Origin of the sequence: Pyruvatibacter sp. HU-CL02332 (genome assembly GCF_040362765.1) — a bacterium.
Classification (GTDB): Bacteria; Pseudomonadota; Alphaproteobacteria; order CGMCC-115125; family CGMCC-115125; genus Pyruvatibacter.
Genome location: NZ_BAABWK010000001.1, coordinates 1,054,021 through 1,080,597 on the forward strand (window position 1 = coordinate 1,054,021; position 26,577 = coordinate 1,080,597).

A 26,577-nucleotide genomic window follows, 5' to 3' on the forward strand; every position below is an offset into this window, starting at 1 on the left:
AGCTGCATCCGCGACCTGCGCACTGAAAACGAGAAACCACATCCCGTGATCGCGCTCCGCTCGCTGCTTTTTCAGATTTTTCTCTACACCACCAGTGCCGTCATGACGCTCGGCTGCCTGCCGCTGCTGGTCCTGCCCAGACGCTACACGGCGTCTGCAATCAATCTTTGGTCAAAGCTGCAATTGTGGGGAGCTGCCGCCATCACGGGCATCACCTACGAAATTCGCGGCGCTGAAAATCTGCCGGACGGCCCTTGCCTCATCGCGTCCAAACACCAAAGCATGTGGGACACCATCTTCTGGGCCGTCGGCGCAAAGGACCCGGCCATCGTCCTCAAGAAGGAACTGACCTATGTGCCGCTATATGGCTGGTACGCCATGAAAGCCGCGATGATCTCCATTGACCGCGGGTCAGGCTCCAGCGCCATCCGCAAGCTTGTGCGCCAGGGCAAACGGGCCATCGCCAATGGTCGTCCGATCATGATTTTTCCGGAAGGCAGCCGCATGGCGCCCGACGCAGACCCGCAATACAAACCAGGTGTCGCAGCGCTTTACGGCCAGCTCGATATCCCGTGCATTCCCGTCGCCCTGAACTCAGGCATGTTCTGGGCACGGCGCGCACTCAAGCGTCAGTCTGGCACCATTGTTGTGGACATCCTTCCCCCCATTCCGCCCGGCCTCAAACGCCGGGAATTCATGACGCAGCTTGAAGCAGCCATTGAGCCAGCCACGGACAAACTGGTTGCCGACGCCAGAACGCAGATCGGTATCTAGTCAGCAGCGAGTTTGGCTTCCACGTCGAGCAACAGAGCCTCAAGCCCACTGTCGCGAATACCCATCTCACGCAGGTGCTCAACCATACTGGCGAGATATTCCGGGTTGCGGCCGGACTTGCCCTCGCCATACGCGATCAGCTGAGCCTGGGTGGGGGCATCAAGCCGTCCGGCATATTGCTCATGTCCTGGCTCAGCCACATAGGTGAGCACGTTGCTGTGCCGGGACTTGTCGTCCAGCTTCACCGCATTGACCCGCACTTCACGATAGACCGCCGTCACCTGTTCGCGCTCACGCAGATAGGCAACTGTGTCATCCGCATTGGCCGCAGCAACCCGGTAGAGCATGCCCCGGCACGCGCCACCGCGGGTCAGACCCAGCACAAGCCCCGGCTTCTCCGGCGTGCCGCGATGATGGTGGCTGTAGACGCAGAACGCCCGGTGATACCCGGCGATCCGGGCCTGATGGCGCTCCAGATACTCAAAGCCCGGCCGCCACATGAGCGAGCCGTAACCAAAGACCCACAGGTCCTGAAAATTATCATCCACGGCTGCGCCAGACCTTCGTAAATGCACTATCGTTGGCAGGTGGTGCAGCCGACGACCGTCTGCACACCCCCGCAATATCGCAAGTCTGGCCTCATGCTCAACCGCATCCCCAAAATCTCATACCCGCTTCTTGGCCTGCTCCTGCTCATGGGCCTTTACTGGATCTACTGGAGCACGCTGGCAGACCGCATGAAGGTCGAAGTGGAAAACTGGGCCGCCGCACAATCGCGCAACGGCATCACCGTCACTTGGGACGACATGCGCGCCAGAGGCTGGCCCCTGCGGCTGCGCCTCGAACTCGACAATCTGCGCTACGACGCCGCCAATGCGGACGTGCCGTGGAGCTGGACCACACCCGAGTTTCACGCACACGCGTTGCCCTATCGGCTCAATCACATCATTGCGTCCGCCAAAAGTCCCATGCAGGTGACCTATGGCACAGCCGAGGCACAACAAGACTGGGAAGTGACGGCTGACGGCACGGACGCAAGCTACGTCATGGAGAGCGGTGCCCCGGCGCGGCTCGCCATTGATCTGCAATCTGTCGTGGCAACCCGCCTGGATTTGCCGGCGACTGTCGGAGCCGAGCGTCTCCAGCTTCACGCCCGCAAGGCGGATGATGTGCCCGGGGCAGTCGACATCGCCCTGCGTGGCGCCGACATCGCCATGGGAAAGACCCTGGCTCCCGGCATCACCGATATTCTCGGCCCACTCATCAACCACGTAGGCATTCAGTCACGTGTGACCGCAAATGCCGGTGACAATGTGTTTCAGGATATCGCGCTGCTGCAGCTTGAAGGCAGCGAAATTCAGGTCTCGCAGGGCACGGTCACCTGGGGTGACACCGGCGCAACCGGAACCGGCAAACTTGAAATCGCCCCCGACGGCACAAGCAATGGCCGTTTCGACACAACCCTCAAAGGCCATGACACCATCGTGGATGGCCTGATTGCCCAGGAGCTTGTTGCACGCAACCTGGAAGGCACGCTGAAATCAGCCCTCGCCATCCTGTCTTTGACATCAGGCGCTGACCCCGGACATATCCGTCTGCCGGTTATCATCCGCGACAGCGAGGTTTTTTTGGGCCCGGTGCCGCTCAGAATGTGAGCAGGCCCCAACGCCCGCGAGCCTACTGCTCGTCGTCGCCGGGCTTCGCGTGGCGTCCAAAATCCGGCACCGCTGAATCCTGACCAGCATCAATGATGCCGCGTCGAATGTCCCGCGTCCGGGTAAACAGAGTGAACAGCGCATCGCCGTCTCCCCAGCGGATTGCTCGCTGTAGGGCCGACAGGTCTTCCGCAAAGCGTCCAAGCATCTCCAGCACGGCTTCGCGGTTGTTCAAAAAGATGTCCCGCCACATGGTCGGGTCGGACGCAGCAATACGCGTGAAGTCACGAAAACCACCAGCGGAATACTTGATGACATCAGACTGGGTCACCGTCTCAAGGTCTGCGGCTGTGCCCACAATGTTGTAGGCGATCAGATGCGGAAGGTGGCTTGTGATGGCCAGCACCAGATCATGATGGTGCGGGTCCATGAAATCCACGTCGCTGCCACAGCCACGCCAGAACTGCGCCAGCTTTTCAACCTCTGCGCGGTCCGCCACATGGGCCACATCATCCTCTGCCGCCCCAATGGGCGTCAGAATGCACCAGCGCCCATCAAACAGTTCCGCAAAGCCCGCGTCCGGCCCGGACTGCTCAGTCCCCGCAATCGGATGGCCCGGCACAAAGTGAACCCCATCAGGAATATGCGGACTGACATCCCGCACCACCGCCGACTTGACCGACCCAACATCGGTTACGATGGCGCCTTGTGCCAGCACCGGCGCAATCGTTTCAGCAAGAGCAGCAAACGCCCCGACGGGGGCGGCCAGCACAATCAGGTCCGCACGCTTGGCTGCGTCTTCAGCGGTCTCGCAAACCTCGTCGCAGAACCCAAGTTCGCGGGCCCGCGCGCGGGTTTCAGGTGACCGCGCAAAGCCTGCGATATTTTTTGCAAGCCCACCGCGACGCACCGCATGGGCAAGAGATGCCCCAAGCAGCCCAAGCCCTAGAATGGCCACACGCTCAAACAGCGGTTCACTCATGAAGATGCACTCCCTGCCATAAAGTCAGTGAGCGCAGCCACAACCAGCTCGTTCTGCTCCGCCAGACCAATGGTCATGCGCAGGCAGTCGGGCAGCTTGTAAGAGGCCGTACCGCGCAGGATCAGACCGCGCTCGCGCAGGAACGCATCTGCCGCCTCAGCTGTCTTTCCATCTTCGCCGGAAAACCGCAGCAACAGAAAATTCGCCACCGCCGGCACAACTTCAATGCCAATGGCCGTGAACTGGCCGGTCAGCTTCTCAAGCCACTCCTGATTGTGCGCAACCGACTTGGCCACGTGCCCCGTGTCCTCGATCGCAGCCATGGCGGCCGCCTGCGCAGGTGCGCTCACATTGAACGGTCCGCGCACACGGTTCATGGCATCCACAACCGTTTCAGGCCCGTAGAGCCACCCCACGCGCAAGGCCGCCAGCCCGTGTACCTTTGAGAACGTGCGCGTCATCACCACGTTGGGCGATGTCGCCACAAGTTCGAGGCCCGCCTCATAGTCATTGCGCTGCACATATTCCGCATACGCCGCATCCATGATCAGCAACACATTGCCGGGCAGCCCAGCCTGCAGCCGCTTTACTTCGTCGATGGGAATGTATGTCCCCGTTGGATTGTTCGGGTTGGCCACAAAGACCATGCGCGTGCGATCCGTCACGGCAGCCAGAATGGCATCCACGTCTGTGGTCAGTCCGCTTTCGGTCACTTCCACGGGCACGCCACCGGCGGCTTGAGTTGCAATGCGATAGACCGCAAAGCCGTGCTCCGTGTGAATGGCTTCATCGCCCTTGCCCAAAAAGGCCTGCGCCAACAGGTGAAACAGCTCGTCTGATCCATTGCCACACACAATGCGTGACGCATCCAGCCCATAGCGCTTGGCAATGGCACCCCGAAGGCCGCCATACCCACCGTCGGGATAAATCTCCATGGACTGCGCTGCCTCAAGATAGGCCTTGCGTGCTTCAGGGCTTGGCCCCAGCGGTGTTTCGTTTGCAGAAAGTTTGATCGCGGTATCACGCCCGGCGATTTTTGCTTCGCCTGCCTTGTAAGGGGTGATCCCCTCAATACCGTCGCGCGGTGTAATCTCACCCATCGCGTTATTCCTTGAAAAAATGTCTTGTCGTCTGCCCGGCTTCAACGTGTCGCCCGCCCGAAGTGCCGTCCCCTTTTCACCAGTCTGGCTCAGAGGCCGATTGGCACCGGATAACCGCCAACCGGATAGGTCTCTCCGAACGGGCCGCCATGGCGTGTATCCATCAGGCTGAGCCGCTCATCGTCACCTTCAATGTGACCATCAATCGCGATCAGATGAAGTTGAGGCGCACCGGCGCCCTTGTCCGTTTCAGGACCCGCATGGGGGTCATCAGCAAAAGCAAGACGCCACGCGGACAGCCCGGCTTTTTCAAAAGCGGCGCCGCAAATATCAGGGCTGACAAAGCCCGAAGATGTGGAAACAACCAAAGTGATGTCATCGCCGGACGGGTTGCGCGGCGCTTTCGCCACCACAACTGCGCGCGGACCATCGCCGGCGAGATACCGCCGACGTACCGGCGCATCGCCTTCAGCTGCCACAACAAAAGGCAGCGCTGCCACAATGCTTGGTGACCCCTCGGCCCGGTTGAGCAAGGTCCACCAGGGTGCATCCCCGGGCTTTGCCCCGCGCTGACCATTTTCAGGTGCTGGCAGCACCGCCACCCCTGCTGAGCCGTCCGCGACCTGGCGCACCGCATTGCGGGCATCCTCAGCCACTGTCACTGGAATGCTGGACCCAAATTGCTGCCTGGCGAGGTCAAACCGCTGCACCGCACCGTCACCGCCGGCAATCGTCGCCGCAAAAGGCGCCTGAATGGCCGTCATGGCCGCAATCAGCTCGTGCCAGAGGTCAGCCACCGACATGAATGGCAAAGGACCTTTGTGGCGGGCCACAAGACGCCGCAGCATCTGGGCCTCACGCTCGATGCGGATGGGGCTGGCAGATAGAAGTGCAGGCCCCTTGGCCGCAGCCACCTGGCCCACAACTTCAGCCCGCGCCATCAGCAAATCGTGGATTTCGTCGTCAATCCGGTCAATTTCCACGCGCGCAGCAGCAAGGTCCGTGACTTTATCAGTCTCGACCGTTTCAGCAGGCGGGGTTTTTGTCGACGCGGACATCGGGTGATTTCAACTCTTGGCCAGGGCGGGAAGCGCGTATCAATAGGGCGTGCGGGGTCGAAAATCAAAAAAAACCGCCCTTCATCCTGCCTGTCTGTGAATTAATCTGTTTACCGCCCGTATCTCCCGCCCATTGACAGACCCCGCCCGGCTTTCCTAGCTACCTGCCCGCATTTTGTGATGCAGCCCGGCTTTGCACACCCAAGGGGTGCTGAAACGGCTGCTTGCCGCTATTACATGGCGACCATGACGAACGCTGAGACCAGTTTTGACGCTGAAGGGGCCGCATCCGGCGCCCAAAGCCATGTCCACGTCTTTGGACCCGACCAGCCGCTCAGGCTGGACGGTGGCGTGGACCTGACGCCGTTTGAAATCGCCTACCAGACCTATGGCGAGCTGAACGCGGACAAATCGAACGCTGTTCTCATCACCCACGCGCTTACCGGCGACCAGCACGCCGCCAATGCCCACCCCTCCACGGGCAAGGCCGGCTGGTGGAACCATATGGTGGGGCCGGGCCGTCCGATTGATACGGACAAGTACTTTGTCATCTGCCAGAACGTGGTCGGCGGCTGTCTGGGCACAACCGGCCCGACCGCCATCAATCCGGCCACCAATGAGCCCTATGGACTCAACTTCCCGGTCATCACCATCGGCGACATGGTGCGGGCGCAGGCCATGCTTGTTGAAGCACTGGGCATTGAACAGCTGTTCTGTGTTGCGGGCGGCTCCATGGGCGGCATGCAGGTGCTCGAGTGGTGCGCCTCGTTCCCTGAGCGCGTCTTCAGTGCCATCCCCATTGCCACCGCCGCGCGGCATTCTGCTCAGAACATCGCGTTCCATGAAGTGGGACGTCAGGCCATCATGGCTGACCCCAACTGGCAAAGCGGCAACTACAATGCACACGACAGCTACCCCTCCAAGGGTTTGGCTGTTGCGCGCATGGCTGCACACATCACCTATCTGTCGGAAGCAGCCCTGCACAGAAAGTTCGGCCGCAACCTGCAGGACCGCGAAAGCGTCACCTATGGCTTCGAGGCGGACTTCCAGATCGAGAGCTATCTACGCCACCAGGGGTTCACCTTCGTGGATCGCTTTGACGCGAACGCCTATCTCTTCATTACGCGCGCCATGGATTACTTCGACCTCGCCGCCGACCATGCCCGCCGCAACGGGCTTGAAAGCGGCACGCTGGCCGATGCCTTCCGCGGGACAACAACGCGGTTCTGTGTGGCATCGTTTACCAGCGACTGGCTGTATCCAACGTCAGAGAGCCGCCAGATCGTCCACGCGCTCAACGCTGTGGCAGCCAATGTGAGCTTTGTCGAAATCGAAAGCGACAAGGGCCACGATGCCTTCCTGCTGGATGAGCCGGAGCTCTTTGCCACCATTTCCGGCTTCATCGGCGCGTCTGCACGCGCACGCGGTTTATAGGGGAGGACGCACACATGGCTGCCGCAATGCCCGCCCCGCCCCGCGCTACCCGCGCCGACCTTGCCCGCATCGCCGAGCTTGTGAGCCACGGTGCCCGTGTGCTCGACATCGGCTGTGGCGACGGACAATTGCTGGAGATCATGCGCGATGAACGCGGCGTTGATGGTCGCGGCATAGAATTGTCACAGACCGGCGTGAATGCCTGTGTGTCCCGTGGTCTGTCAGTCATTCAGGGTGACGCCGACACTGACCTTGCGGACTATCCCGACCGCGCATTTGATTTCGTGATCCTGTCGCAGACCATTCAGGCCACGCAGAACCCGCGCGAGGTAATGACGCAGATGATGCGCATTGGCCGGCGGGTCATCGTGTCATTCCCCAATTTCGGTCACTGGAAAGTCCGGACCCATGTCGCCCTGCGCGGCCGCATGCCGGTCACGTCGTCGCTGGGGTATGAGTGGTGGGAAACGCCCAACATTCATCTGTGTACCCTCACAGATTTTACAGCCTTGTGTGATCTGCTGGGCGCGGACGTTGAGCGCACCATCACCCTGGGCAGCATGTTCGGCGGCTCAGCTGCCGTCCGGACACAAAAAGGCCCGCCCGGCTGGTGGGCAAACCTCACCGCCGAACAGGCCATTTTCGTGCTGGACTGCCAGTAAAAAGCAGTTTTTGGGGTTTAGCCTGCGATGGCTTCCGCGCCGGTTTCACCGGTACGAATACGCATGGCTGCCTGAAGATCGCTGATGAAAATCTTGCCGTCACCAATCTTGCCCGTCTTGGCGGCACCGGCAATGGCCTCCGCCACCTTGTCTGCCATCGCGTCATCGCACGCCACATCGACGCGCACCTTCGGCACAAGCTGCACCACATATTCAGCGCCACGGTAAATCTCGGTCTGGCCTTTCTGGCGGCCATAGCCCTTTACTTCGGTGACGGTCAGCCCCTGAATGCCAATGCCGGACATGGCCGTCAGAACTTCGTCGATCCGTGATGGTTTGATGATTGCTGTGACCATACGCATGGCTGTGTGCTCCCCAAGAGGCTGTTTCCTGACCGGGTCCATGTTCGCTGTGACATGCCCGGCGTTCTTTTTCAGATATTAGCCTAAGCGCGGGCATGAAACGGGGCAAGCACCCGATCACTCGTCAACAGCAGCATCCATCCATACGTCGCGGGCAGGTGCAGGTGCTCTCACCGGCGCCACCAAAGGCAAGCGACGTCGGGCCCGCTCGCGATGGCCGGTCGGTGCATAAATCTGCTTGGTGGCTTCCACCAAAATCACACCGGAGAAACGAGGCCACAGCGTCGCCCCCAATCGCTCCCACGCAATGGCTGACCGCAGAAACATTCGCCAGCCAACGGGTGGCATATAGAGCGCAGACGACCATTCAACCGGCGTGAACATGGCATTGCGCAACAGCGACACGAGCTGCCCCCGCGAGAATGGCTGGCCGCTTCCAAAGGGTGACCCTTCCCCGCGGGCCCACATGCCCCGCCGGTTCGGTGCGACAATCAAGATCCGTCCACCGGGAGCAAGCACGCGCCATGCTTCGCGCAAGGCAGGCCGCAGCTGGTCCGCCCCTTCCAGGTGATGCACCAGCAGCAACCGGTCAACGGAGGAATCGGAAAGCGGCAGACAGACTTCATCCACAAGGCCGGTCAGGAACTTGCCGTCCCTTGGCCAGTGCAAGACACCCTGCTGAGCGGGCATCAAAGCCGCAACGCGCGTCGCTTCATCTCGAAACATGCCCAGATACGGTGTCGCGTACCCCAGACCGACAACGCTCATGCCAGACACATTGGGCCAGCACGCCCGCACGGCCCGGCCCACAAGCCGCCGCGCAACACGCCCAAGCGGTCGCCCATAAAAGTCTCGCAGATCAACGACATCCAGATGCATAAGTCCATGCTAGCAGCAAGATGTTACGGGGTCTTTGATGATCCGCCGGTCTACGCAACCAATCCTGCAAAAAGTGTGTGGCAATATGCCGGGTCGCCGCCAGGCCTCACCTGTTGGACGCTATCTGGATGATGATTGCATACACGCTCATGTCGCTGCTCATCCTGATTGCCCTCATCCACGCCTATTGGGGACTTGGCGGCCGGTGGCCGGGCACCGATGACACCAGCTTTGTGGAACACGTGGTCGGGCGCACCAAAGACATGCAGCCGCCCCCACCCTTGGCCTGCTTTGGGGTGTCAGCAGCCCTTGTCATGGCCACCAGCCTGGTCGCAACGAAAGCCGGACTTGTCTCCATTGCGCCAGTGCCGCTGCTTGCCATTGATGTTGCCTTCTGGGGAGCCGCCTGTGTCTTCGCCCTGCGCGGCATCGGCGGATACATTCCCGCCGCCATGGCCTATGCTCGCGACACACCCTTCCATCGCCTCAATCGGCTCTATTACTCACCCCTGTGCCTGATTATTGCAGCGGGATTTGTGCAGATCGGCCGCGCTGCCAATTGAACCGTGTGACTGTGCGTCCTACTGTGCGGATCAAATCCCAATCGCCTGAAGCCGGCCCCCGGTCCCAGCATACGACGGAGCGTCAGATGTCCGATCTCATCGTCCACCAGATCCCCTGCCTCAGTGACAATTACGGCTATCTGCTGCACTCACAGAAAACCGGTGAAACAGCCACCATCGACACGCCGGAAGTGGAACCCATTCTCAAGGCGCTGGACGAAAAAGGCTGGCGGCTGACCCACATCCTCAACACTCACCATCACTTCGACCACGCTGGCGGCAACCGGGACATCAAAACCCGCACTGGCTGCACGGTCATTGGGCCAAAAGACGAAGCCGACAAAATCCCCGGCATTGATCGCGCGGTCGGCGATGGCGACACGATCGAATTCGGCGGCGGTGTGGCTCAGGTGCTGGGCGTGCCGGGGCACACGGCTGGCCACATTGCCTTCAGTTTTCCCGACGAGAAGATTGCCTTTGTCGGCGATACGCTCTTCGCCCTTGGCTGCGGTCGCCTGTTTGAAGGCACGCCGCAGCAAATGTGGACCAGCCTGCAAAAGCTGATCGCCCTGCCTGACGAAACCATCGTCTATTGCGCACACGAGTACACACAGGCCAATGCAAAGTTCGCGCTCTCCGTCGAGCCGGATAATGCAGACCTGCAGGCCCGCTCCCGCGAGATTGATGAACTGCGCCGCAAAGGAACACCAACCGTTCCCACGACCATCGGCCTGGAAAAAGCCACCAACCCGTTCCTGCGTCCAGCCAGCGACGACCTGCAACGCACCATCGGTCTGGAAGGCGCAAACCTTGTGGATGTCTTTGCCAAGACCCGTGAACTAAAAGACAATTTCTAAAGGCGTCGCGCACATCCATGGACGCCAAAAGCATCATTGCCACCCTCGACCTGCAGCCCCACCCGGAAGGCGGCTACTTCAGGGAAACCTTCCGCGATCCCGCAGGTGGAGACCGGGGGCACTCGACCGCCATCTACTACCTGCTGGAAGCAGGCGACCTGTCACACTGGCATCGCGTGCTCGATGCGGTCGAAGTCTGGCACTGGTACGCCGGCGGCCCTCTGGCCTTGACCCTGTCACCGGACGGTCACGACGCAGAAGCATTTCGCCTGGGGCCGGAACTTACGGCCGGCCAGCGCCCGCAGGTCATCGTCCCCGCCGGCCACTGGCAAACCGCTGAAAGCCTCGGCGAATGGACCCTGTGCGGCTGCACGGTCGCACCGGGCTTTGAGTTTGCGACCTTCGAGATGGCCCCCGCCGACTGGCGCCCGGTCCCACGCACCCACGGCAGCTGACAAAACCGTCATCTCCCCGGTTAACCCTGCCGACTCACACCTTCAGTCCTGATGCGCTATAGTCCACGTGGGGATTTGGGGGCGCTTACTCATGTTGCACAGACATCTGCTGCGCGCTGCACTTGTTGCAGCACCACTTGCAGCATCTTTGGCTGCGGCTTTCTTGCCAACGCTGGCGATCAGTGCGCCACTGCAAAAGCCCACAGGCATCAACTGCCCCCACAACCCCAATGCCATGGGCAGCGCCCGCACCATCGAGGTGGATACGCGCGGCGGCCCCGACCTTGGCACCATGCAATATGCCCGCACAGTCCCCGTCGGTCCCAAGGAATTGGTGCTGACCTTCGACGATGGTCCGAACCCGGATCACACACCGAAGATACTGGATGCCCTCGACAGGCACTGCATCAAGGCAACCTTCTTCATGGTCGGGCGCTACGCCAAGCTGCATCCCGAGATCGTGAAAGACGTGTGGCGGCGCGGCCATACCGTCGCCAGTCACACCTGGTCACACCCCATCCTCTCCAGGATGTCCTACTACAACAGCGTCCGGCAGATTGATCGCGGAACGGATGCGATTGAAGCAGCTCTGGTCGGCGCAACCGACGCCAACGGCATCAAGGCGGAAGTCGCACCGTTTTTCCGTTTCCCCGGGCTCAATCACACCAAGCGCCTGCGCAACTATCTCAGCAAAAAGAACGTGGCGATCTTCTCCTGCGACATCGGCACCGATGACTGGCGCCGCATATCGCCGCGCACCCTCTACAAGCGCGCTCTTCGGATGATTGCGTCGAAGGGCTCCGGGGTGGTGATCTTTCACGACACCCACTACCGCACGTCCTACATGCTGCCACAGATCCTCGATGAACTGGCCCGACGCGGATACACAACCGTCCACATGGTGCCCAAGGGAGATGCAAGGCACATGGCCGCCCAGGCTCGTGCAGCCGAGGTTCATGCAGAACTTGCTATTGAACCCACAATGCCAATGCCGCCTGCACAGGCGTTCCCAGGCACCTCAACTACGCCAGAAAGTGTCGCCGAAGCATCACACTCCCTGCGGCCCACTGTGGCAAACTAACCTCCGGACACCTCCTGAAGAGCAACACCATGACCACTCGGCGTACCTTCCTGAAATCATCCGCAGCCGCGGCCGTCGCCACAACCAGCCTTGTGGCAGCGCCGGCCATCCTGCGCGCTGAAGCGCCCTACAAGCGCACCCTGCGCATGCAGAGCCTCAACTCCGGTGAAAAGCTGACCACCACCTACTGGGCCGATGGTGAATATCAAAAAGGTGCCTTCCAGCGCATTTCCTGGTTCATGCGCGATCTGCGCACCAACACCACAACGCAGATGTCACCGGCCTTGATGGATCTCTTGTGGGATATTGATCAGCTGACGTCATCCTCCAAGCCCATCTACACAATGTCGGCCTTCCGCTCCGAGCGCACCAATGCGTGGCTTGCTGCCCGCTCTACGTCCGTGGATCCGGGCTCCTTCCACAGGCTTGGGATGGCCATCGACATTACCCAGGAATTCGGCGACCCCCACGCGGTCTATCGCGCGGCCCGCAAACTCAACCGAGGTGGCGCTGGCTACTACCCCACACGCACCCCCTATGTGCATGTGGATGTTGGCCCCGTGGACAGCTGGGTACATCCGGCAATCGGCCGCCGTGATCGCGACGCTGAGTACGAAGCGCAACTTGCTGCGGAAAAAGCAGCGGATGCACCTGCCGAAACGCCACCAGAAACGCCAGACAGTTCCAATTCGTGATTTGGCGGCTGGCACCTGCCCGTTCGACAGAAAACGGCAGATTTCCCGGGGTTTTTGGATATATCGCCCACGCCAGATGCAAACCCTTCTCGCAAACGCAGCAAATTTGCTCAGCGTTCCTCGCAACTGCACTTGCGCATTGCAGCATGGCTACGCGAGAATGTGCCTTCCGGTTAGGCAGATCACGAGTCGACAGACCGTCGCCCCGCTGCCAGCCCACCTCGTTCACCAAACCGACGGAAGCGTGACAACGTGGCTAAGAAGCGGTCTTCCGGCAATGAGCCGATCACGATCAAGAAATACGCCAATCGCCGGCTCTACAACACGGCGACATCGAGCTATGTGACGCTTGATCACCTGGCGGACATGGTGAAACAAAATCAGGACTTCGTCGTTATCGACGCCAAGACCAGCGACGACATCACCCGGTCCGTCCTCACACAGATCATTTTTGAAGAAGAAGCCAAGGGTGGCCAGAATCTGCTTCCCATCCGCTTCATGCGTCAGCTGATCAAATATTATGGCGACAGCCTGCAGGGCGTGGTTCCTGGCTTCCTGGAAATGAGCCTTGAGAATTTTGCCAAGGAACAGGAACGGGTGCGCAGCCGCATCGCCAGCGCCGTTGGCGAGGATCGCGTGACCGCCATCGAAGAGCAGGTGCGTGAGAATGTGGCCGCTCTTGAAAGCGCTGTGCGCAGCCTGAACCCTTTTGCTTCAGCGACGGAAGAAGAAAAGCCTGCAGCGCCCGCCAAGGATGATGCAGCTCCTGAGCAGAACGTGGCTGAAATGCAAAAGCAAATGGCCGCGATGCAAAAGCAACTCGACGAGCTTGCTGGGTCAAAAAAGAAGTAGAGCTAGCGCTTAGGCTGTTTCTAGGCTCGCCACATCGGTTTCCCATGGCGGCGTCAACACAGGCTCGCCGAGGAAGAACCCCTGCATGTACTCCACGCCATAGGCGCGCAGGAGTGTGACTTCATCCTCATTGCCAACCCATTCCGCCACCACAGGCAGATTGAAGTTCTTGGCCAGATGAACAAGCGTCTGCACAAACAGCTGGTCGTCACGGCTGCGCACAAGACCTTTGACGAAGGACCCGTCAATCTTGACCATATCCACGTCCAGCGCCTTGAGGTTGCGGAACGAGGTGTAGCCCGCGCCGAAATCATCAATCGCAACGCGGCAGCCCAGTTCACGCAGTTCGCGGACAAACTTGGCGGATTCTTCCAGCTCGTGAAGCGCCACCGTCTCCGTGATCTCCACGATCAGCCGCGTAGCCAGATCACGACGTGATCCGACATAGCCACGAATGCTCTCCAGCCAGGTACCATCCATGGCCGTCATACCGGAGACGTTAATTGCGAGTTCCGCCTGCGGATAATCCTCAAGCGTCTTGATCGCCATCTCCAGAACGCGATGATCCACCAGCCGGACAAGTCCGAGCTTTTCAGCCACAGGAATGAACTCGCCAGCAGACACGACTTCCCCGTCGGGACGCTTCATCCGCAGCAGGCACTCATGCAGATCAGCCGCGCCGGTCTTGGAGGACACGATAGGCTGATAGGCAAGGCACAGGCGGTCTTCATTGAGGGCTGCAACAATCTGGTCGGCCAACTCAACATTGCGGCGGCGGCGGGATTCGCGCTGCTCAGACAACTGATAAATGCCATAGGCACCACGTCGCGTGGTCTTGGCATTGTCGAGAATTTCCTCAGACCGTGACAAAGCTTCCGCCGCATTGCGGGCGCACCGCGGAATGGACACACAGCCAATCGAGACACTCGCAGATACCGGCCCGGAACCCGTATCAATCACGGTTTCTCTTACAGCCTGCATCAGACGCTCAGCCGTGTAGGCCATTTCAGCCTCACCGCAATTGGTCAAGATGATGCCAAACTTGTTCCCCGCAACACGTCCTAGCGTGTCGCTCTGGCGCAGCTGCGATGTCAGCCTCTGCGAAACCGCCACAATGACCTGGTCCGCCACATCGAATCCGTAGGCGTCGTTGATGAGCGCCAGATTATCAATGCCAGCCATCATGAAAGCCGCATCGCGATCAAAGCGTTCGCTATAGGCAATGGTCTGAGACAGGAGTTCGCGCAGGCGTGCGCGGTTTACGTTGCCGGTCAGTTCGTCATATCGGGCGAGATAACCCAGACGTCGTTCCTGATTTTTCCGCGCTGAAATATTGCGGACAGTGCCAACCACCCGGCCGGGACGTCCATTGTCGCCCACAAACCAGGAACCACCATCTTCAATCCAGACGGGTTCACTGTGGCCGGGCACATTAATCGCGTATTCGCAGTCAAAGGGGACACCGTCGCCGCGGTCGGACTTGTCGCTGGTCATAACCGCGTCATAGCGCGAGACACCTGCATCAGGGTCCACCAACCGCGCGTAAGAGCGGCCTGTAGACACATGGTCAGACGTCAGCAATTCGCGGCCGTCAGATGACCAGACAGCACTGACACCTTCGCTCCACACAATGGTGTCCGTGGCGATATCCCATTCATAGATGGCAATACCTGCAGCACTCAGTGCTGTGGCCTGAAGATCATTGGAAAGACTCGCAGTGTCACGTGCATCCCGCACCGAACCTTCGGTGGCAGATGTATTGACCGTCGCACTTCTTGCCTGATCAAACCCGTCGTTACGCATCGTCACGTGTACAGCCCCTGTCAAAGCAGGCCCGACACTCGGAGAACCATTCTGGTCCCTCAATCTTCGGGCAACATTTCGGAAAAGTGACATGCAGCCATTAAAAAAGACGAAACATCCCGTTCTTTGACAATTTGTCATGGCGGTTTTGGGCTAACAGTGCGCTGGCATCGTCCTTGCTCCTTAACGAGGTATGAGGATTGGCCGCACCAGATTTGTTCACTTGCCCCACCGCGTCAGCGCGGTCGCACATGCCCATGGCGTGAACACAAATCCGCAGAAAACAGCGATTTCCAAGCGTGCCGAAACCGAAGCTCAACCCAAGGCGCCCGCAGCACGTGTTCACAATGCACGTGTCCTATGGCGGGAAGTCCCGGATTGGCACACTCTTCCGGGAAATCCGGGTGCCGAAATGAACAAGAGCGCACAGGCCTATGCGCGTGCGATTGATTTGCACGCAAAGCCCGTTTCCGGTCGCCTTGCGAACCAGGTCGCCTGATCCAAGGCCCATCTCACCTGCATCAATAGCCGATTGCTGCACCGTCTTTGCGGGGGTCTGAGCCGCCCGTAAGCGTGCCCTGCTCCCAGTTGATGGCAATGCCCTGCCCGCCACCAAATGGCGGCACGGCTTCCGCCACACGGTGACCACGCGCCGTCAAACCCTCAAGAGTAGCGGCGGGAAGTCCGCGTTCGATCGCAAGCGTGCCGTCCTCAGTCAGGAAGCGGGGAAAATCAATCGCCTCCTGAATGTCCATACCGTAGGCCAGCATGTTGAGCACCACCTGCACATGCCCCATGGGCTGGTAATGCCCGCCCATGACGCCAAACGGCATGACGGCTTTTTCATCTTTCACCAGCATGGCTGGAATAATCGTATGCATGGGCCGCTTGTTGGGCGCGATGCAGTTGGGGTGGCCGTCTTCAAGCACAAACCCCGCGGCGCGGTTCTGAAACACCACACCTGTCTGCTCATCCGCAATGGTCGAGCCAAAGCCTTGGAACAAAGAGTTGATGAAGGAAACCGCATTGCGGTCCTTGTCGACGACCGTGAGATAGGTCGTGTCCTTGTGCGGGTTGTCCTGCGCCTGCGGCAGGTCAGCCGCCCGGTCTGGATCAATCTCCGCTGCAATCGCATCCGCAAAGGCATCTGACAACAGATGGTCCACCGGCACCTGCGCCTGGTCCATGTCGGCCACATACATGTCGCGGGCTGCATAGGCACGACGGGCGGCTTCCACCTGCAGATGCACCCGCTCGGGTCCACGTGGGTCCAGCCCGTCCACATTCAGACGATCAAGAATGTTAAGCGCAATCAACGCTGTGATGCCCTGGCCGTTCGGAGGGATCTCAAGCAGCCTGTGGCCACGTGTGTCCGTCGAGATCGGCGCCACATAGTCAGCAGACGTATTGGCAAAGTCCTCAAGCGTATGCAGCCCGCCTTTGGCCTGCAGCGTCTGCACCATGCGTTCCGCGATTTCACCTTCGTAAAACCCAGCCCTGCCGCGCTCACCAATGGCGCGCAGGGTGCGTCCAAGTGCCGGGCTCTTCCAGATGCTGCCAATGACCGGGGCATCCCCGGAGGGCAGGTAGAGCGAGCGGATGTCTGGATCATTCTTCAATTGCGGAACAAGAAACATCCAGTCAATGGCGATACGCGGCGACAGGGCAAAGCCCTCTTCCGCGAACGCAATAGCCGGTGCCAGCACCTCATCCATACCCATGGTGCCGTGATCCGCCAGCAACTTTGCCCAGGCATCAATGGCACCGGGAATGCTGATGGAATGAACGGAGGTCTCACCAATCCTGTCGAGCCCCTGCTCAACAAAGTAGTCCCTTGTCGCCCCAGCTGGCGCACGCCCTGACCCATTGAGGCCGATCACATCAGACGACCCTTTGGGCGCAAACAGCACAAAACAGTCCCCGCCAATGCCCGTCATCATGGGTTCAACGACACACAGAACCGCGCTGGCAGCCACTGCAGCATCCACAGCGTTGCCGCCGCGCTTCATGATATCGACGGCGGTCAGCGACGCCTGCGGATGAGACGAGGCGCACATGCCATTGAGGCTATGAACCGTTGACCGTCCGGGACGTTGAAAGTCACGCACTAGCGCCTCCCGCGCCAATACCCCGCGCCTTGGCAGCCTGCACCAGCGATAACAACCCTATGGCCATGGCCAGATGCCCTACGTCCATCTGGCTGAGCCCAAGGCCCGGCGCTATCCGCATGAGCAATGGCGTCAGCAGCGCAAATGACAGCGCAGCCGCAATCACCCAGATCGAGGCACGGGGAAAATCTTCAAACTTCCAGGCTGCAACGCCCGTCATGCCGATCAACACGACAATCTGAACAAGTGCTGCGAAGTGAATCTGATCTGTGAGCACCGCTACCACATAGACAACAACCGGAATGGCCAGACCAATCGTCGTCCAGCGTTCAGGCATAGGCCGCACGAGATGCGACACAATGCCTATCAGGATCGCGCCAAGGCCAACTGAAATGCAGAACAGCAGGACGGTCACATAGACAGGTTCCACGCTGGGCACAAACAGTCGCAGCGCCGCGAACAGCCCGCCAACCGCAAAGCTCATCAGCCCCACCAGCCAGAAAATCTGTCCGCCCACGGAGGAGGCACGGACCTGGAGCACCGCAAAAATGCCAGCGCCAAGAAACAAACCAGCAAACAATGCCGGTGCTACGTTACCCATCTAGTTGTCCTTCTCATCCCCATTCAGCCGCGTATCCAGCAGCAATGCCTTGATGTCGCCAACAGCCCGCTCAAGTCTGTCGAGCCGATGCGCCATCTCATCCAGTCGTTCTAGCACAGGCGCAAGGTCACTGCCCGCAACGCCTGCTTCACCCGGTTCACTTGGTATCGGCGTAGATACGCCAGCGCGCGACGCCACCTCTTCGGCAGGTGCCTTGAGGAACTGCGCCATCCCGCGCACCTCATCAACCGATAACTCCCGCTGATCCTTCCAGACCGCTGCCAGCTCAATCAGCGGCATGCCAATGGCCTCAGCCAGATCATTCGGCGACCGGCCCATATCGTTGAGCCGGTCCGTGAACCACTTCTGATCAAAAAACAGCGCCATCTATCCGCCTAGCGCCCTTTGAATTGCGGCGGCCGCTTCTCAAGAAAGCTCGCGACGCCCTCTGAGTGGTCTTCGGTCTGAAACAGTTTCCCCAACGTCCCCGAAACCCAACCACCGAGCGCCTGATAGTCCTGACCAGCCGATATCCGCAGACCTTCTTTCATGTAGCGCAGGGCAAGTGGAGCATTCTCCGCAATGCGTCCCGCCAGGCTGCGGGCCTCATCCATCAGCGTGTCATGGGCGACCACCCGGCTGAGAATGCCGATGCGCTCCGCCTCATGGGCATCCACCACATCGCCGGTAAACAGCAACTCAGCGGCCTTTGACGCCCCCACAAGGGATGGCAGGCGACCAAGACCGCCAATGTCGGAGATAAGCCCGCGCTTGATGAATATCTCGCCCATCTGCGCGCGTTCCGACCCTATGCGAATGTCTGCAAACAGGGCCAACTCCATGCCCCAGCCCACCGCAGGGCCGTTGACGGCGGCAATGACCGGTCTGTCACACTCAAGTACTGCCATGGCGGCAGGTGTCGGTTTGGGTCGCACGGAGGTGAGCTTCGCAACGCTCGCGTTTTTCTGCTCCCCGGTCATCATTTCCTTGACGTCTTCTCCGGCACAAAAGGCCGGGTCGGCACCGGTAACGATCACGCAGCGCACGTCGCTATCTGCTTGCGCCGCCCGAAATGCCTTTTCCAGCTCGTCATAGGCCTGCCGGTTCAGCGCATTGCGCCGCTGCGGCCTGTTCAGCATCACCGTCGCAACGTGATTTGCAACCGTGTACTGAACGGTCTCAAAGCGTGAAGGGTCAATCGCCATGATACGTGCCTGACCCCTGCCTATCGGGCTGTGAAGTCTGGAATCTGGTCGCCCAGCTCTCCGATGGCGTCGCCCTTGGCAGATCCAAGCGTCGTCCCGCCATCGCAATCAATGATGGTGCCGGTGACATACCGCGACGCTTCGCTGCTCAGCCACATGCAGGTTTCAGCAATGTCAGTCTTGGTGCCGTATTCCCGCAGCGCGATGGAGCTGATGATGGCTTCCTCAGCTTCTGGCGTTGGCGCAAGACGGCGCATCCCTTCCGTATCCGCAATCGGACCCGGCGAGACCGCATTGACGCGCACACCACCGGGACCCCACTCAAGCCCAAGACATTTCACCAGCATGTTGATGCCCGCCTTGGCCGCACACACATGCGCCTGGAACATCGCAGGCTGCACCGCCTGCGGTGCCGTTATGGCCACCAGGGATGCACCGGGACGCTTGAGATAGGGGAACGATGCCCGCAGCACATTGAACGTGCCGATCAGATCGATATCGATCACCACCTTGAAGCCGTTCGATGACATACCAAGAGCCGGCGCAACAAAGTTGCCTGCCGCACCGGACAGCACAAAATCAATCTCGCCGTATTCTTCCTTGGCCTTCTTGAGGGCCCCATCCACGCTCTCAAAGTCGCGGACGTCACACGCCATACCAAAAGCCGTGCCGCCTTCATCGGTGATGCTTTTGACCGCGTCCTGAATCTTGTCGTGGCTGCGCGAGATCAGGACGACCTTCGCCCCCTCCCGAGCAAAGCGCTGGGCAACACCCAGATTGATGCCTGAAGACGCCCCTGCAAAGAATGCGACTTTGTCCTTCAGCAAGTTCTCGCGAAATACATCACTCATGTCTTGTTCTCCCTCAGGCCCTCTCAGGGCACAAATCCCGTTGTCGTTCATCCGCGCAAGAAGCGTCAAAAACCATGCATGGCTGGTCCTCAATGGACATGCGCCGCATGCCCCTTAAATGCGGTATTGTTACCCATCAGCAAAGCAACTGCATGCGCCCAGCGCAAGGTTGAACCCGCGCAATTGCCCGCTTCAGGCCAAATCAACGGACACCTCACCTGTCGTCAGCCCTACCAGACCAAACGCCCCACCTCCCGGCATCCGCCATATGGGAAAGGGTGACACTGCCCACCGGCATCCGCCCGGCAGATATCTTTGCGCCGGTAGCTGACAGACCCTTCGCGCAGTTGCTCGATTGGCAGGGGTCTGACGATGTCGCGTACATCCTGCTGGACCCTGCGGAAACACTGACCATCACCCTGGGTGAACTGGATCCAGCGACCCGCGGCGGTGCCTTACGGCGTCTCGATGCAGCTCTTCAGGCATGGAAGCAGGTGCATTCATATGAGCGCGGCGAAACACCCGTCCCCTTTGCCGGTGGCGCTGCCGGGTTCTTTGCCTATGAGCTTGCCCATGATCTTGAGCGCCTGCCGCATCCCAAAGGAATGGATCAGGACACCCCGGTACTAACGGTAGGCTTCTATGACGCCGTTCTCGCCTGCCCAAATGGCGCGGATCACGCATTTGTTCTGTCCCCATGGGATAGCCCTGTCACACAGGAGCGCAGGTCAGCGCTGAAGGCCTTGGTTGAACAGGCCTCAAAGGCGCGCCCACCAGCAACCAGCCCCTGCGGCGATCCACAGCCAACCATAGGCCCCGATGCCTATCGCGCCAGCGTCGCACAGGTCATTGAGCTCATTCACGCCGGCGACATCTTTCAGGCCAATCTGGCGCAGCGCTTTGATTCCAGTTTGCCAACAGGCATCACGCCATTCGATATTTACCAGCGGCTGGCTGGTGATGCGCCCGCCCCGTTTGCAGCACATCTTACGCTGCCCGACCGCACGCTGGTTTCATCGTCACCGGAACGCTTCCTGAAGATCACACCGGACGGCCATGTCCGCACAGAACCCATCAAAGGCACCCGCCCGCGCGGCGAGACGGACGCACGCGACAAGGCATTGGCAGACGAGTTGATGAACAGCGCCAAAGACCGCGCTGAGAACATCATGATCGTCGACCTCCAGCGCAATGACCTGTCGCGCACCTGCGCGGACCATTCCGTGAAGGTGGACGCCCTGTGCGAGCTGCATTCGTTTGAGAACGTGCATCACCTGATTTCAACCGTCACCGGCACGCTGCGGCCCGACGCATCATCGCTGGACTGCATGGCTGCCTGTTTCCCCGGCGGGTCCATCACCGGTGCGCCAAAAGTGCGCGCCATGGAAATCATCGCTGAAGAAGAGCCCCATAGCCGTGGTGCCTATTGCGGCTCTATCGGGTTCATCGGTCTGGACGGCGCAATCGATACATCCATTGCCATCCGAACACTGACAATCACCGACAGAAAAATCACCTATCACGCTGGCGGCGGCATTGTTGCCGACAGTGACCCCCACGACGAATATGACGAGACCATCACCAAGGCCAGCGCCATGAAGGCTGCTTTGATGGGCGGCACATCCTCATGATTCTTGTGATCGACAATTACGACAGCTTCGTTTTCAACCTCGCCCGCTATGTGCGCGAGCTTGGCGATGCTGTTGAGGTCATCAGAAACGACGCCATCACCGTCGATGAGGCCCTGGCCATGAAGCCCGCAGGCATCATCATTTCGCCGGGACCCTGCGGACCGGATGAAGCCGGCATCTCGACACCACTCTCCCGCACAGCCATTACCAACAGCATTCCCCTGCTCGGCGTATGCCTGGGCCACCAGTGCCTTGTGGCGGCCTGCGGCGGCACCATCATTCGGGCAGACCGCCCCATACACGGTCAGGCATCCGCGATCACCCATCACGGTAAAGACGTCTTTGCAAGTTTGCCGTCCCCCATGCAGGTGGGTCGTTATCATTCACTGATTGCCGATACCGCCCTGCTGGAAGACCTGTCGGTAACGGCCCGGCTGGAAGACGACCCATCCACGATCATGGCCGTAGCTCACAAGACGGCACCGGCATTCGGCGTGCAGTTTCACCCCGAAAGCGTGCTGACGGATCACGGCCACGCGCTGATGAACAATTTCCTGGGATATACATCCCGGCGCACCGCTGAGCGGTTTGCGCAAACGGCCGAATAGGACGCACCCATGTCGATGCCCCGTATCTGGCTGAACGGAGCCCTCGTCCCGGCAGACGAAGCTGCCATTGCGCCATCTGATCGCGGCCTGCTTCTGGCTGACGGCCTGTTTGAAACCCTGCTCGCCCGGGAAGGCCGCATCATCCGCCTGGACCGACACATCACGCGCCTGCTCGAAGGGGCAGCGGTCATGCAGATCAAGCCACCCTTTGAGAGCCGCACGCTGCGCGCAGCTGCCCGCGAAACCCTCGAGGCAAACGGCCTTGCCAACAATGATCGCGCAAGCCTGCGCATGACGCTCACCCGCGGCCCCGCTGGGCGAGGGGTAGCGTTGCCGCAAGACCCATCGCCGACCCTGATGATCACAGCTGCCGCCGCACCTGCCCCACCCGCAGGTCTGTCAGTCATGGTCAGCAGCGTCAGCAAGCTGGCCACCAGCCCCGCAAGCCCCCTTAAGACACTGAACTACACCGACAACGTGATGGCCCGCATGGAAGCGGACGCCGCAGGCGCCGACGAAGCGCTCATGCGATCCGCTGACGGCGGCATCGCCTGCGCCACCATCGGCAATGTTTTTGTTGTGAAGGAGGGGTCAGTCACAACACCGCCCGACGACGGGTCGATCCGCGCAGGCATCACCCGCAATGACACGCTGGCACTTGCACGCGACGCGAACCTGAATGTTGTCGAGGCTGGCATCAGCGTCGAAGCCCTCAAGGCTGCAGACGAGATATTCCTGACCAACAGCCTGTGGGGCATATGCCCTGTGACCACACTCGAGGGCACCACACTTCCAGCAGGCCCGACCACAAAAAAACTTGCCCAGGCACTCCATGAGGCCTGGGCAAGTGATGTCGTCTAGGAACGTGCGTGGCGGTTATTCGCCGACCGCAAAGTCCCGTCGCGCGGTTGTTATGGTCACCGAGAACCCGGCCACCACATCCAGCAGCGCCAGAGCAGTAATAAAGAAGAACGTCGATGTTGCTGCTTCAGGTACAATGATGAACTCGATCAGGCACAGCACGAAGACAAGCATCGACAGGCCGTGATTGATGATCGAGGACTGCGCCGTGCCGGTGGCGCGCACAATCTCAATGAACAACAGCACCAGACCAACAACAAGGAACAGGTCGGAAACGGTGAACGTCCAGACCGCGCCTGAAACCATGTCGAGTGAGAAAAGCTGCGTGGCCAGATCAGGCCCGGTGATGAAAACCACCACGTTGTAGGCGATCAGCAAAAGCAGCAGCAGTGGAATAATAGCAAACATGTGGGTCTTCCCCCGGATCCGTTAGATGGGCGCAGCCAAAAGGGTACGTCGCCCGTGTTATAAGTGGCCCCTGGAAATACGTACCATAGGCCACCTCAATCCCTCGCGTGGTTCAAAGAGGTACAGTTAAAATACGGCACAGCCGTGACGCGTACGCCTCACTTGCGCAACTCAAAAACACGAGAACAAAACAAGAAAAGGGGCCCCGAGGGACCCCTTGAACTTGTCATTTTTGGCTGAAAGCCTAAAGAAACGCCGCTTATGCGTCGTCTTTTGGTTCCAGAACCTGACGGCCGCGATACATGCCGCTCTTCAGGTCAATGTGGTGCGGACGGTGAAGTTCACCGGAATCCGGGTTTTCCACATAAGCCGGCTGCCCAAGGGCGTGATGGCTCCGACGCCAGCCGCGACGAGCCTTTGTTACTCTACTTTTGGGAACCGCCATGGGTATCTGCCTCAGTCTTGTGTTGTCGCGAATGCCCGCCCCCAGTAAAGGTAAGGCCGCGCGCCAGTTCTTAGAAAAAGTGCGAGGCCCGAGCCGCTTTTCAGCGCCGGGCCAGTTCAAGTTGCGAGGGTATACATGAAGACGCGGGTCAGTGCAAAGGGGGATTCAGCGCATTTGGCCGCTGATATCGCCACCCCTGCCCCGTCCGGCCCCCGCCTGCTGCTCGCGGCAAATCAGCTGGACTCATTCTTCAACCACCGTCTGCCCATTGCAAAGGCCGCTCAGAGCCAGGGCTGGGACGTGCATGTGGCCATCAACGAGGCCGATCAGGCCCGGGAAATGGACACAAACGGCTTCACCTTCCACCCTTGGCCCCTCGCGAGAAGCTTTGCGTCCCCGGCCCGTGAACTGGAAACCCTGGCGAGCCTTAACCGGCTGGTCAGCGCGCTGAAGCCAGACATTGTTCATGCCTTCACTCTGAAACCGGCCCTCTATGCAGCTCTCGTCTCCCGCTGGCAGCGGCAGGCCACGGTCATGTCCGTGACAGGCGTGGGCTCTTTCTTTTTGGGCCAAGGCTCCAAAGAACAGGCCATTCGGATTGCGCTGACAACAGCCCTGCGGCTGGCCCTTGGCAGCAAAAGGCAAATGGCAATCGTCCAGAACCCGGACGATCAGACCCTCGTCACCACCCGCTTTGGTGTTCCGGTAACGCGCACCCGCCTCATTCCCGGCTCCGGTGTGGACCTTGAGCAGTTTTCACCCACCCAAACGCCTGCACCGCCACCCGTGCAGATTGTACTGGCCGCTCGCATGCTGGCCGACAAGGGCGTGCGCGAGTTTGTGGACGCCGCCCGGCAACTCACGGGCGAAGGGCTAAATGCACGATTCGTGCTGGCAGGGGGGCTTGATCCGGCCAACCGGTCCGCCATCTCGGAGACTGAGCTGAAAAGCTGGCAGGCAGAGGGGTCAGTGTCCTGGCTGGGTCAGGTGCCGGATATGGCCGCGCTCTACCGCGACAGCCACGTTGCCTGTTTGCCATCCTATCGCGAAGGCCTGCCTAAGGCGTTGCTGGAAGCGGCTGCCTGCGGCCTGCCCTGTGTCACCACCGACGTGCCCGGCTGCCGGGACGCCATCATCGCCGAAGAAACCGGTCTGCTGGCTCCCGTGCGCGATGCAACGGGGCTGGCGGACGCCCTAAGACGCCTCATCACCGATGCAGCCTTGCGTCAGAAAATGGGTGCCGCTGGTCGCAGCTTCATATCCAAAGGGCATTCCAACGAGGCCATCGCCGCCGCTGTTCTGGAGACATATGCTCTGCTTGGCGCGCGCGCCTAACCGGCAATCGCCGACCGCACACCCTCGATGATCCGGTCCTGCGTCGCCTCATCCAGATAGGGATGCATGGGCAGGCTCAGAACGTCCGCTGCCAGCGCATCACATACGGGCAATCCACCCGGGCCTGTCGGGTAGTGCTTGTAAGCCGTCTGCCTGTGCAGCGGGATCGGGTAATAGACCTGGGTGGGAATGCCCGCGTCCTGGCATCGCGCCCGCACCGCATCACGGTCCGCAACCCGAAGCGTATACTGCGCCCAGGCAGACTTCGCCGCATTGCCCACAAAGGGGACCGTGGCGACGCCTTCGAGCGCTGCATTGTACCTCTCGGCAATCCGTTGCCGTGATACAAGCTCTTCTTCAAAGATCACCAGTTTCTCAATCAGGATCGCCGCCTGGATCGTATCAAGGCGGCCATTCATGCCGATGCGCACATTGTCGTAGCGGTCGGCGCCGGCCCCATGGTTGCGCAGCGACCGAATGTGATCCGCCATGTCGGCATCATCCGTAAAGATCGCGCCGCCATCGCCATAGCAGCCAAGCGGCTTGGCCGGGAAGAAGCTGGTCGTCGCCGCATCCCCCAAAGACCCGACCCGGTTGTCGGCCAGCGCACCGCCATAGCTCTGAGCCGCATCCGCCAGCAGGAAAAGGCCTTCTGCGTCACAGATGTCCTTCAGGGCCGGGTAGTCTGCAGGCTGACCAAACAGATCCACCGCAATCACGCAGGCAGGCTTCAAGCCCTGTTCCTTGGCCGAGGCGATGGAAGCCTCAAGATGGCGCGGGTCCATATTGAAGGTCCTGGGGTCCACATCCACAAACACCGGCGTTGCACCCAGCCAGGCCACAGCTTCACCTGTCGCGATAAAGGTAAAGGCTGGCACAAAGACGGCGTCTCCCGGCCGCAGCCCCCGCGCCATCAGCACCAGTCCCAGAGCATCCGTGCCGCTGGCACAGCCAATCACATGCTCTGACCCGCTGAATGTGCCCAGCTGCGCCTCAAGTTCGAGGATTTCCGGCCCGTTGATGTACATCCCATGGTCCAGAACCTTCGCAATCGCGACATCTACCTTGTCGCGGATACGGGCCTGCTGGGCGGCAAGATCAATAAAGGCTATCGGATCGCTCATTTGGGATGCTCACAATTGGGTCCATGCAATACACAAGGCCAGCACTTAGCGGTCCCAAGCCTCGCCCGCAACCTGTGCGATGGCCAGGGCTCAAATTCACCATCAATCCCGCTGTGGACTTGCTTTTTTCCGGCGGCCCTTGCAAAGACAGCGGATAGATACTCCCGCAAACGGGACCAATTCCAGAA

General features: G+C 60.2%; 29 protein-coding genes. 14 read left to right on the top strand and 15 right to left on the bottom strand.

Translation table 11 applies throughout. From position 1 onward, the window contains the following. Positions 1–45: 45 nt before the first annotated feature. The gene (locus tag ABXH05_RS04920; RefSeq protein WP_353560032.1) at positions 46–774 is read left to right on the top strand and encodes a lysophospholipid acyltransferase family protein; all 729 of its coding nucleotides are present in this window, start codon (positions 46–48) and stop codon (positions 772–774) included. Here the strand turns inward: ABXH05_RS04920 and ABXH05_RS04925 are convergent. Continuing rightward, positions 771–1,322, bottom strand: coding sequence for a gamma-glutamylcyclotransferase (locus tag ABXH05_RS04925; RefSeq protein ID WP_353560033.1), 552 nt, complete (start codon positions 1,320–1,322; stop codon positions 771–773). The two genes, ABXH05_RS04920 and ABXH05_RS04925, sit on opposite strands and share 4 nt — an antisense overlap. Before the next feature lie 21 nt (positions 1,323–1,343). Between ABXH05_RS04925 and ABXH05_RS04930 the strand changes: the two genes are divergently transcribed. Then, on the top strand, positions 1,344–2,429 hold the full coding sequence (locus ABXH05_RS04930; RefSeq protein ID WP_353560034.1) for a DUF2125 domain-containing protein: 1,086 nt from the start codon (positions 1,344–1,346) through the stop codon (positions 2,427–2,429). A 22-nt stretch (positions 2,430–2,451) separates the two neighbouring features. On the opposite strand, the gene ABXH05_RS04935 is transcribed toward ABXH05_RS04930, so the two are convergent. The 3 genes from ABXH05_RS04935 to ABXH05_RS04945 form a co-directional block, all read right to left on the bottom strand. Next, a complete protein-coding gene (locus ABXH05_RS04935; protein ID WP_353560035.1) occupies positions 2,452–3,411 on the bottom strand; it encodes a prephenate/arogenate dehydrogenase family protein in 960 nt (319 codons plus the stop codon). After that, complete coding sequence (gene hisC, locus ABXH05_RS04940; RefSeq protein WP_353560036.1) at positions 3,408–4,511, bottom strand: histidinol-phosphate transaminase; 1,104 nt, start codon at positions 4,509–4,511, stop codon at positions 3,408–3,410. The genes ABXH05_RS04935 and hisC overlap by 4 nt, the downstream gene beginning before the upstream one ends. An 89-nt stretch (positions 4,512–4,600) precedes the next feature. Next, positions 4,601–5,569: a chorismate mutase gene (locus tag ABXH05_RS04945; RefSeq protein ID WP_353560037.1), complete on the bottom strand. Its 969-nt coding sequence runs from the start codon at positions 5,567–5,569 to the stop codon at positions 4,601–4,603. Positions 5,570–5,815: 246 nt separating this feature from the next. Here ABXH05_RS04945 and metX point away from each other — a divergent pair, with 246 nt between their 5' ends. Together metX and metW are read left to right on the top strand one after the other, a co-directional pair. Continuing rightward, entirely contained in the window at positions 5,816–7,003 is a 1,188-nt protein-coding gene (gene metX / locus ABXH05_RS04950; protein WP_461494848.1) for a homoserine O-acetyltransferase MetX, read from the top strand. A 14-nt stretch (positions 7,004–7,017) separates the two neighbouring features. Continuing rightward, positions 7,018–7,665 carry a methionine biosynthesis protein MetW gene (gene metW, locus ABXH05_RS04955; RefSeq protein WP_348136006.1) on the top strand — a complete coding sequence of 216 codons (648 nt, stop codon included), beginning with the start codon at positions 7,018–7,020 and terminating at the stop codon, positions 7,663–7,665. Positions 7,666–7,682: 17 nt separating this feature from the next. On the opposite strand, the gene ABXH05_RS04960 is transcribed toward metW, so the two are convergent. Together ABXH05_RS04960 and ABXH05_RS04965 are read right to left on the bottom strand one after the other, a co-directional pair. After that, positions 7,683–8,027 carry a P-II family nitrogen regulator gene (locus tag ABXH05_RS04960; protein ID WP_348136008.1) on the bottom strand — a complete coding sequence of 115 codons (345 nt, stop codon included), beginning with the start codon at positions 8,025–8,027 and terminating at the stop codon, positions 7,683–7,685. 117 nt (positions 8,028–8,144) lie between these two features. Beyond that, a complete protein-coding gene (locus ABXH05_RS04965) occupies positions 8,145–8,906 on the bottom strand; it encodes a methyltransferase domain-containing protein (RefSeq protein ID WP_353560039.1) in 762 nt (253 codons plus the stop codon). Between the two features lie 128 nt (positions 8,907–9,034). Between ABXH05_RS04965 and ABXH05_RS04970 the strand changes: the two genes are divergently transcribed. The 6 genes from ABXH05_RS04970 (at position 9,035) to phaR (ending at position 13,409) form a co-directional block, all read left to right on the top strand. Beyond that, positions 9,035–9,469, top strand: coding sequence for a DUF3995 domain-containing protein (locus ABXH05_RS04970; RefSeq protein WP_353560040.1), 435 nt, complete (start codon positions 9,035–9,037; stop codon positions 9,467–9,469). Between the two features lie 86 nt (positions 9,470–9,555). Further along, positions 9,556–10,326, top strand: coding sequence for a hydroxyacylglutathione hydrolase (gloB, locus tag ABXH05_RS04975; protein WP_353560041.1), 771 nt, complete (start codon positions 9,556–9,558; stop codon positions 10,324–10,326). A gap of 17 nt (positions 10,327–10,343) precedes the next feature. Beyond that, positions 10,344–10,781, top strand: coding sequence for a cupin domain-containing protein (locus tag ABXH05_RS04980; RefSeq protein WP_348136015.1), 438 nt, complete (start codon positions 10,344–10,346; stop codon positions 10,779–10,781). A gap of 91 nt (positions 10,782–10,872) precedes the next feature. Further along, positions 10,873–11,862: a polysaccharide deacetylase family protein gene (locus ABXH05_RS04985; protein ID WP_353560042.1), complete on the top strand. Its 990-nt coding sequence runs from the start codon at positions 10,873–10,875 to the stop codon at positions 11,860–11,862. Positions 11,863–11,891: 29 nt separating this feature from the next. Beyond that, entirely contained in the window at positions 11,892–12,557 is a 666-nt protein-coding gene (locus ABXH05_RS04990) for a peptidoglycan L,D-endopeptidase MepK (protein WP_353560043.1), read from the top strand. 252 nt (positions 12,558–12,809) lie between these two features. Next, positions 12,810–13,409 (top strand): polyhydroxyalkanoate synthesis repressor PhaR, encoded by a 600-nt coding sequence (phaR, locus tag ABXH05_RS04995; protein WP_353560044.1) that lies wholly within the window; start codon positions 12,810–12,812, stop codon positions 13,407–13,409. Positions 13,410–13,418: 9 nt separating this feature from the next. Here the strand turns inward: phaR and ABXH05_RS05000 are convergent, their stop codons facing one another. The 6 genes from ABXH05_RS05000 to ABXH05_RS05025 all read right to left on the bottom strand — a co-directional run bounded on the left by ABXH05_RS05000 (position 13,419) and on the right by ABXH05_RS05025 (position 19,977). Next, positions 13,419–15,212 (bottom strand): putative bifunctional diguanylate cyclase/phosphodiesterase, encoded by a 1,794-nt coding sequence (locus tag ABXH05_RS05000; protein ID WP_353560980.1) that lies wholly within the window; start codon positions 15,210–15,212, stop codon positions 13,419–13,421. 521 nt (positions 15,213–15,733) lie between these two features. Beyond that, positions 15,734–17,320 (bottom strand): gamma-glutamyltransferase, encoded by a 1,587-nt coding sequence (gene ggt, locus ABXH05_RS05005; RefSeq protein WP_353560045.1) that lies wholly within the window; start codon positions 17,318–17,320, stop codon positions 15,734–15,736. After that, positions 17,313–17,921, bottom strand: coding sequence for a hypothetical protein (locus tag ABXH05_RS05010; protein WP_353560046.1), 609 nt, complete (start codon positions 17,919–17,921; stop codon positions 17,313–17,315). Before ABXH05_RS05010 ends, ggt begins: the two co-directional genes overlap by 8 nt. After that, entirely contained in the window at positions 17,922–18,308 is a 387-nt protein-coding gene (locus tag ABXH05_RS05015) for a hypothetical protein (protein WP_353560047.1), read from the bottom strand. An 8-nt stretch (positions 18,309–18,316) separates the two neighbouring features. Then, complete coding sequence (locus ABXH05_RS05020) at positions 18,317–19,126, bottom strand: enoyl-CoA hydratase/isomerase family protein (RefSeq protein ID WP_353560048.1); 810 nt, start codon at positions 19,124–19,126, stop codon at positions 18,317–18,319. Between the two features lie 20 nt (positions 19,127–19,146). Continuing rightward, positions 19,147–19,977, bottom strand: a complete 831-nt coding sequence (locus tag ABXH05_RS05025; protein WP_353560049.1) for an SDR family oxidoreductase — start codon at positions 19,975–19,977, stop codon at positions 19,147–19,149. Positions 19,978–20,255: 278 nt separating this feature from the next. On the opposite strand from ABXH05_RS05025, the gene pabB reads away from it, so the two are divergent. The 3 genes from pabB to ABXH05_RS05040 are packed head-to-tail and all read left to right on the top strand — an operon-like array spanning position 20,256 to position 23,077. Beyond that, positions 20,256–21,608 carry an aminodeoxychorismate synthase component I gene (gene pabB, locus ABXH05_RS05030; RefSeq protein ID WP_353560050.1) on the top strand — a complete coding sequence of 451 codons (1,353 nt, stop codon included), beginning with the start codon at positions 20,256–20,258 and terminating at the stop codon, positions 21,606–21,608. Beyond that, the gene (locus ABXH05_RS05035) at positions 21,605–22,216 is read left to right on the top strand and encodes an anthranilate synthase component II (protein ID WP_353560051.1); all 612 of its coding nucleotides are present in this window, start codon (positions 21,605–21,607) and stop codon (positions 22,214–22,216) included. Before pabB ends, ABXH05_RS05035 begins: the two co-directional genes overlap by 4 nt. Positions 22,217–22,225: 9 nt before the next feature. Beyond that, positions 22,226–23,077, top strand: coding sequence for an aminotransferase class IV (locus tag ABXH05_RS05040; RefSeq protein ID WP_353560052.1), 852 nt, complete (start codon positions 22,226–22,228; stop codon positions 23,075–23,077). Between the two features lie 15 nt (positions 23,078–23,092). Here ABXH05_RS05040 and ABXH05_RS05045 read toward each other — a convergent pair whose 3' ends face one another. Both ABXH05_RS05045 and rpmF read right to left on the bottom strand, forming a co-directional pair. After that, positions 23,093–23,485, bottom strand: coding sequence for a hypothetical protein (locus tag ABXH05_RS05045; protein ID WP_353560053.1), 393 nt, complete (start codon positions 23,483–23,485; stop codon positions 23,093–23,095). A 259-nt stretch (positions 23,486–23,744) separates the two neighbouring features. Then, on the bottom strand, positions 23,745–23,930 hold the full coding sequence (gene rpmF, locus ABXH05_RS05050; protein ID WP_043949986.1) for a 50S ribosomal protein L32: 186 nt from the start codon (positions 23,928–23,930) through the stop codon (positions 23,745–23,747). A gap of 135 nt (positions 23,931–24,065) precedes the next feature. On the opposite strand from rpmF, the gene ABXH05_RS05055 reads away from it, so the two are divergent. Next, a complete protein-coding gene (locus tag ABXH05_RS05055) occupies positions 24,066–25,265 on the top strand; it encodes a glycosyltransferase family 4 protein (protein WP_353560054.1) in 1,200 nt (399 codons plus the stop codon). Here ABXH05_RS05055 and ABXH05_RS05060 read toward each other — a convergent pair. Next, on the bottom strand, positions 25,262–26,389 hold the full coding sequence (locus ABXH05_RS05060; protein ID WP_353560055.1) for a DegT/DnrJ/EryC1/StrS family aminotransferase: 1,128 nt from the start codon (positions 26,387–26,389) through the stop codon (positions 25,262–25,264). The genes ABXH05_RS05055 and ABXH05_RS05060 overlap by 4 nt on opposite strands. Between the last annotated feature and the right edge of the window lie 188 nt (positions 26,390–26,577).

What these genes read in the sequence shown, in the direction of transcription:
- ABXH05_RS04930 (WP_353560034.1), top strand. Translation starts at nt 1,344, where the DNA reads ATGCACTATCGTTGGCAGGTGGTGCAGCCGACGACCGTCTGCACACCC.
- ABXH05_RS04935 (WP_353560035.1), bottom strand. Translation starts at nt 3,411, where the DNA reads ATGAGTGAACCGCTGTTTGAGCGTGTGGCCATTCTAGGGCTTGGGCTG.
- hisC (WP_353560036.1), bottom strand. Translation starts at nt 4,511, where the DNA reads ATGGGTGAGATTACACCGCGCGACGGTATTGAGGGGATCACCCCTTAC.
- ABXH05_RS04945 (WP_353560037.1), bottom strand. Translation starts at nt 5,569, where the DNA reads ATGTCCGCGTCGACAAAAACCCCGCCTGCTGAAACGGTCGAGACTGAT.
- metX (WP_461494848.1), top strand. Translation starts at nt 5,816, where the DNA reads ATGACGAACGCTGAGACCAGTTTTGACGCTGAAGGGGCCGCATCCGGC.
- metW (WP_348136006.1), top strand. Translation starts at nt 7,018, where the DNA reads ATGGCTGCCGCAATGCCCGCCCCGCCCCGCGCTACCCGCGCCGACCTT.
- ABXH05_RS04960 (WP_348136008.1), bottom strand. Translation starts at nt 8,027, where the DNA reads ATGCGTATGGTCACAGCAATCATCAAACCATCACGGATCGACGAAGTT.
- ABXH05_RS04965 (WP_353560039.1), bottom strand. Translation starts at nt 8,906, where the DNA reads ATGCATCTGGATGTCGTTGATCTGCGAGACTTTTATGGGCGACCGCTT.
- ABXH05_RS04970 (WP_353560040.1), top strand. Translation starts at nt 9,035, where the DNA reads ATGATGATTGCATACACGCTCATGTCGCTGCTCATCCTGATTGCCCTC.
- gloB (WP_353560041.1), top strand. Translation starts at nt 9,556, where the DNA reads ATGTCCGATCTCATCGTCCACCAGATCCCCTGCCTCAGTGACAATTAC.
- ABXH05_RS04980 (WP_348136015.1), top strand. Translation starts at nt 10,344, where the DNA reads ATGGACGCCAAAAGCATCATTGCCACCCTCGACCTGCAGCCCCACCCG.
- ABXH05_RS04985 (WP_353560042.1), top strand. Translation starts at nt 10,873, where the DNA reads ATGTTGCACAGACATCTGCTGCGCGCTGCACTTGTTGCAGCACCACTT.
- ABXH05_RS04990 (WP_353560043.1), top strand. Translation starts at nt 11,892, where the DNA reads ATGACCACTCGGCGTACCTTCCTGAAATCATCCGCAGCCGCGGCCGTC.
- ABXH05_RS05000 (WP_353560980.1), bottom strand. Translation starts at nt 15,212, where the DNA reads ATGCGTAACGACGGGTTTGATCAGGCAAGAAGTGCGACGGTCAATACA.
- ABXH05_RS05010 (WP_353560046.1), bottom strand. Translation starts at nt 17,921, where the DNA reads ATGGGTAACGTAGCACCGGCATTGTTTGCTGGTTTGTTTCTTGGCGCT.
- ABXH05_RS05015 (WP_353560047.1), bottom strand. Translation starts at nt 18,308, where the DNA reads ATGGCGCTGTTTTTTGATCAGAAGTGGTTCACGGACCGGCTCAACGAT.
- ABXH05_RS05020 (WP_353560048.1), bottom strand. Translation starts at nt 19,126, where the DNA reads ATGGCGATTGACCCTTCACGCTTTGAGACCGTTCAGTACACGGTTGCA.
- ABXH05_RS05025 (WP_353560049.1), bottom strand. Translation starts at nt 19,977, where the DNA reads ATGAGTGATGTATTTCGCGAGAACTTGCTGAAGGACAAAGTCGCATTC.
- ABXH05_RS05035 (WP_353560051.1), top strand. Translation starts at nt 21,605, where the DNA reads ATGATTCTTGTGATCGACAATTACGACAGCTTCGTTTTCAACCTCGCC.
- ABXH05_RS05040 (WP_353560052.1), top strand. Translation starts at nt 22,226, where the DNA reads ATGTCGATGCCCCGTATCTGGCTGAACGGAGCCCTCGTCCCGGCAGAC.
- ABXH05_RS05045 (WP_353560053.1), bottom strand. Translation starts at nt 23,485, where the DNA reads ATGTTTGCTATTATTCCACTGCTGCTGCTTTTGCTGATCGCCTACAAC.
- rpmF (WP_043949986.1), bottom strand. Translation starts at nt 23,930, where the DNA reads ATGGCGGTTCCCAAAAGTAGAGTAACAAAGGCTCGTCGCGGCTGGCGT.
- ABXH05_RS05055 (WP_353560054.1), top strand. Translation starts at nt 24,066, where the DNA reads ATGAAGACGCGGGTCAGTGCAAAGGGGGATTCAGCGCATTTGGCCGCT.
- ABXH05_RS05060 (WP_353560055.1), bottom strand. Translation starts at nt 26,389, where the DNA reads ATGAGCGATCCGATAGCCTTTATTGATCTTGCCGCCCAGCAGGCCCGT.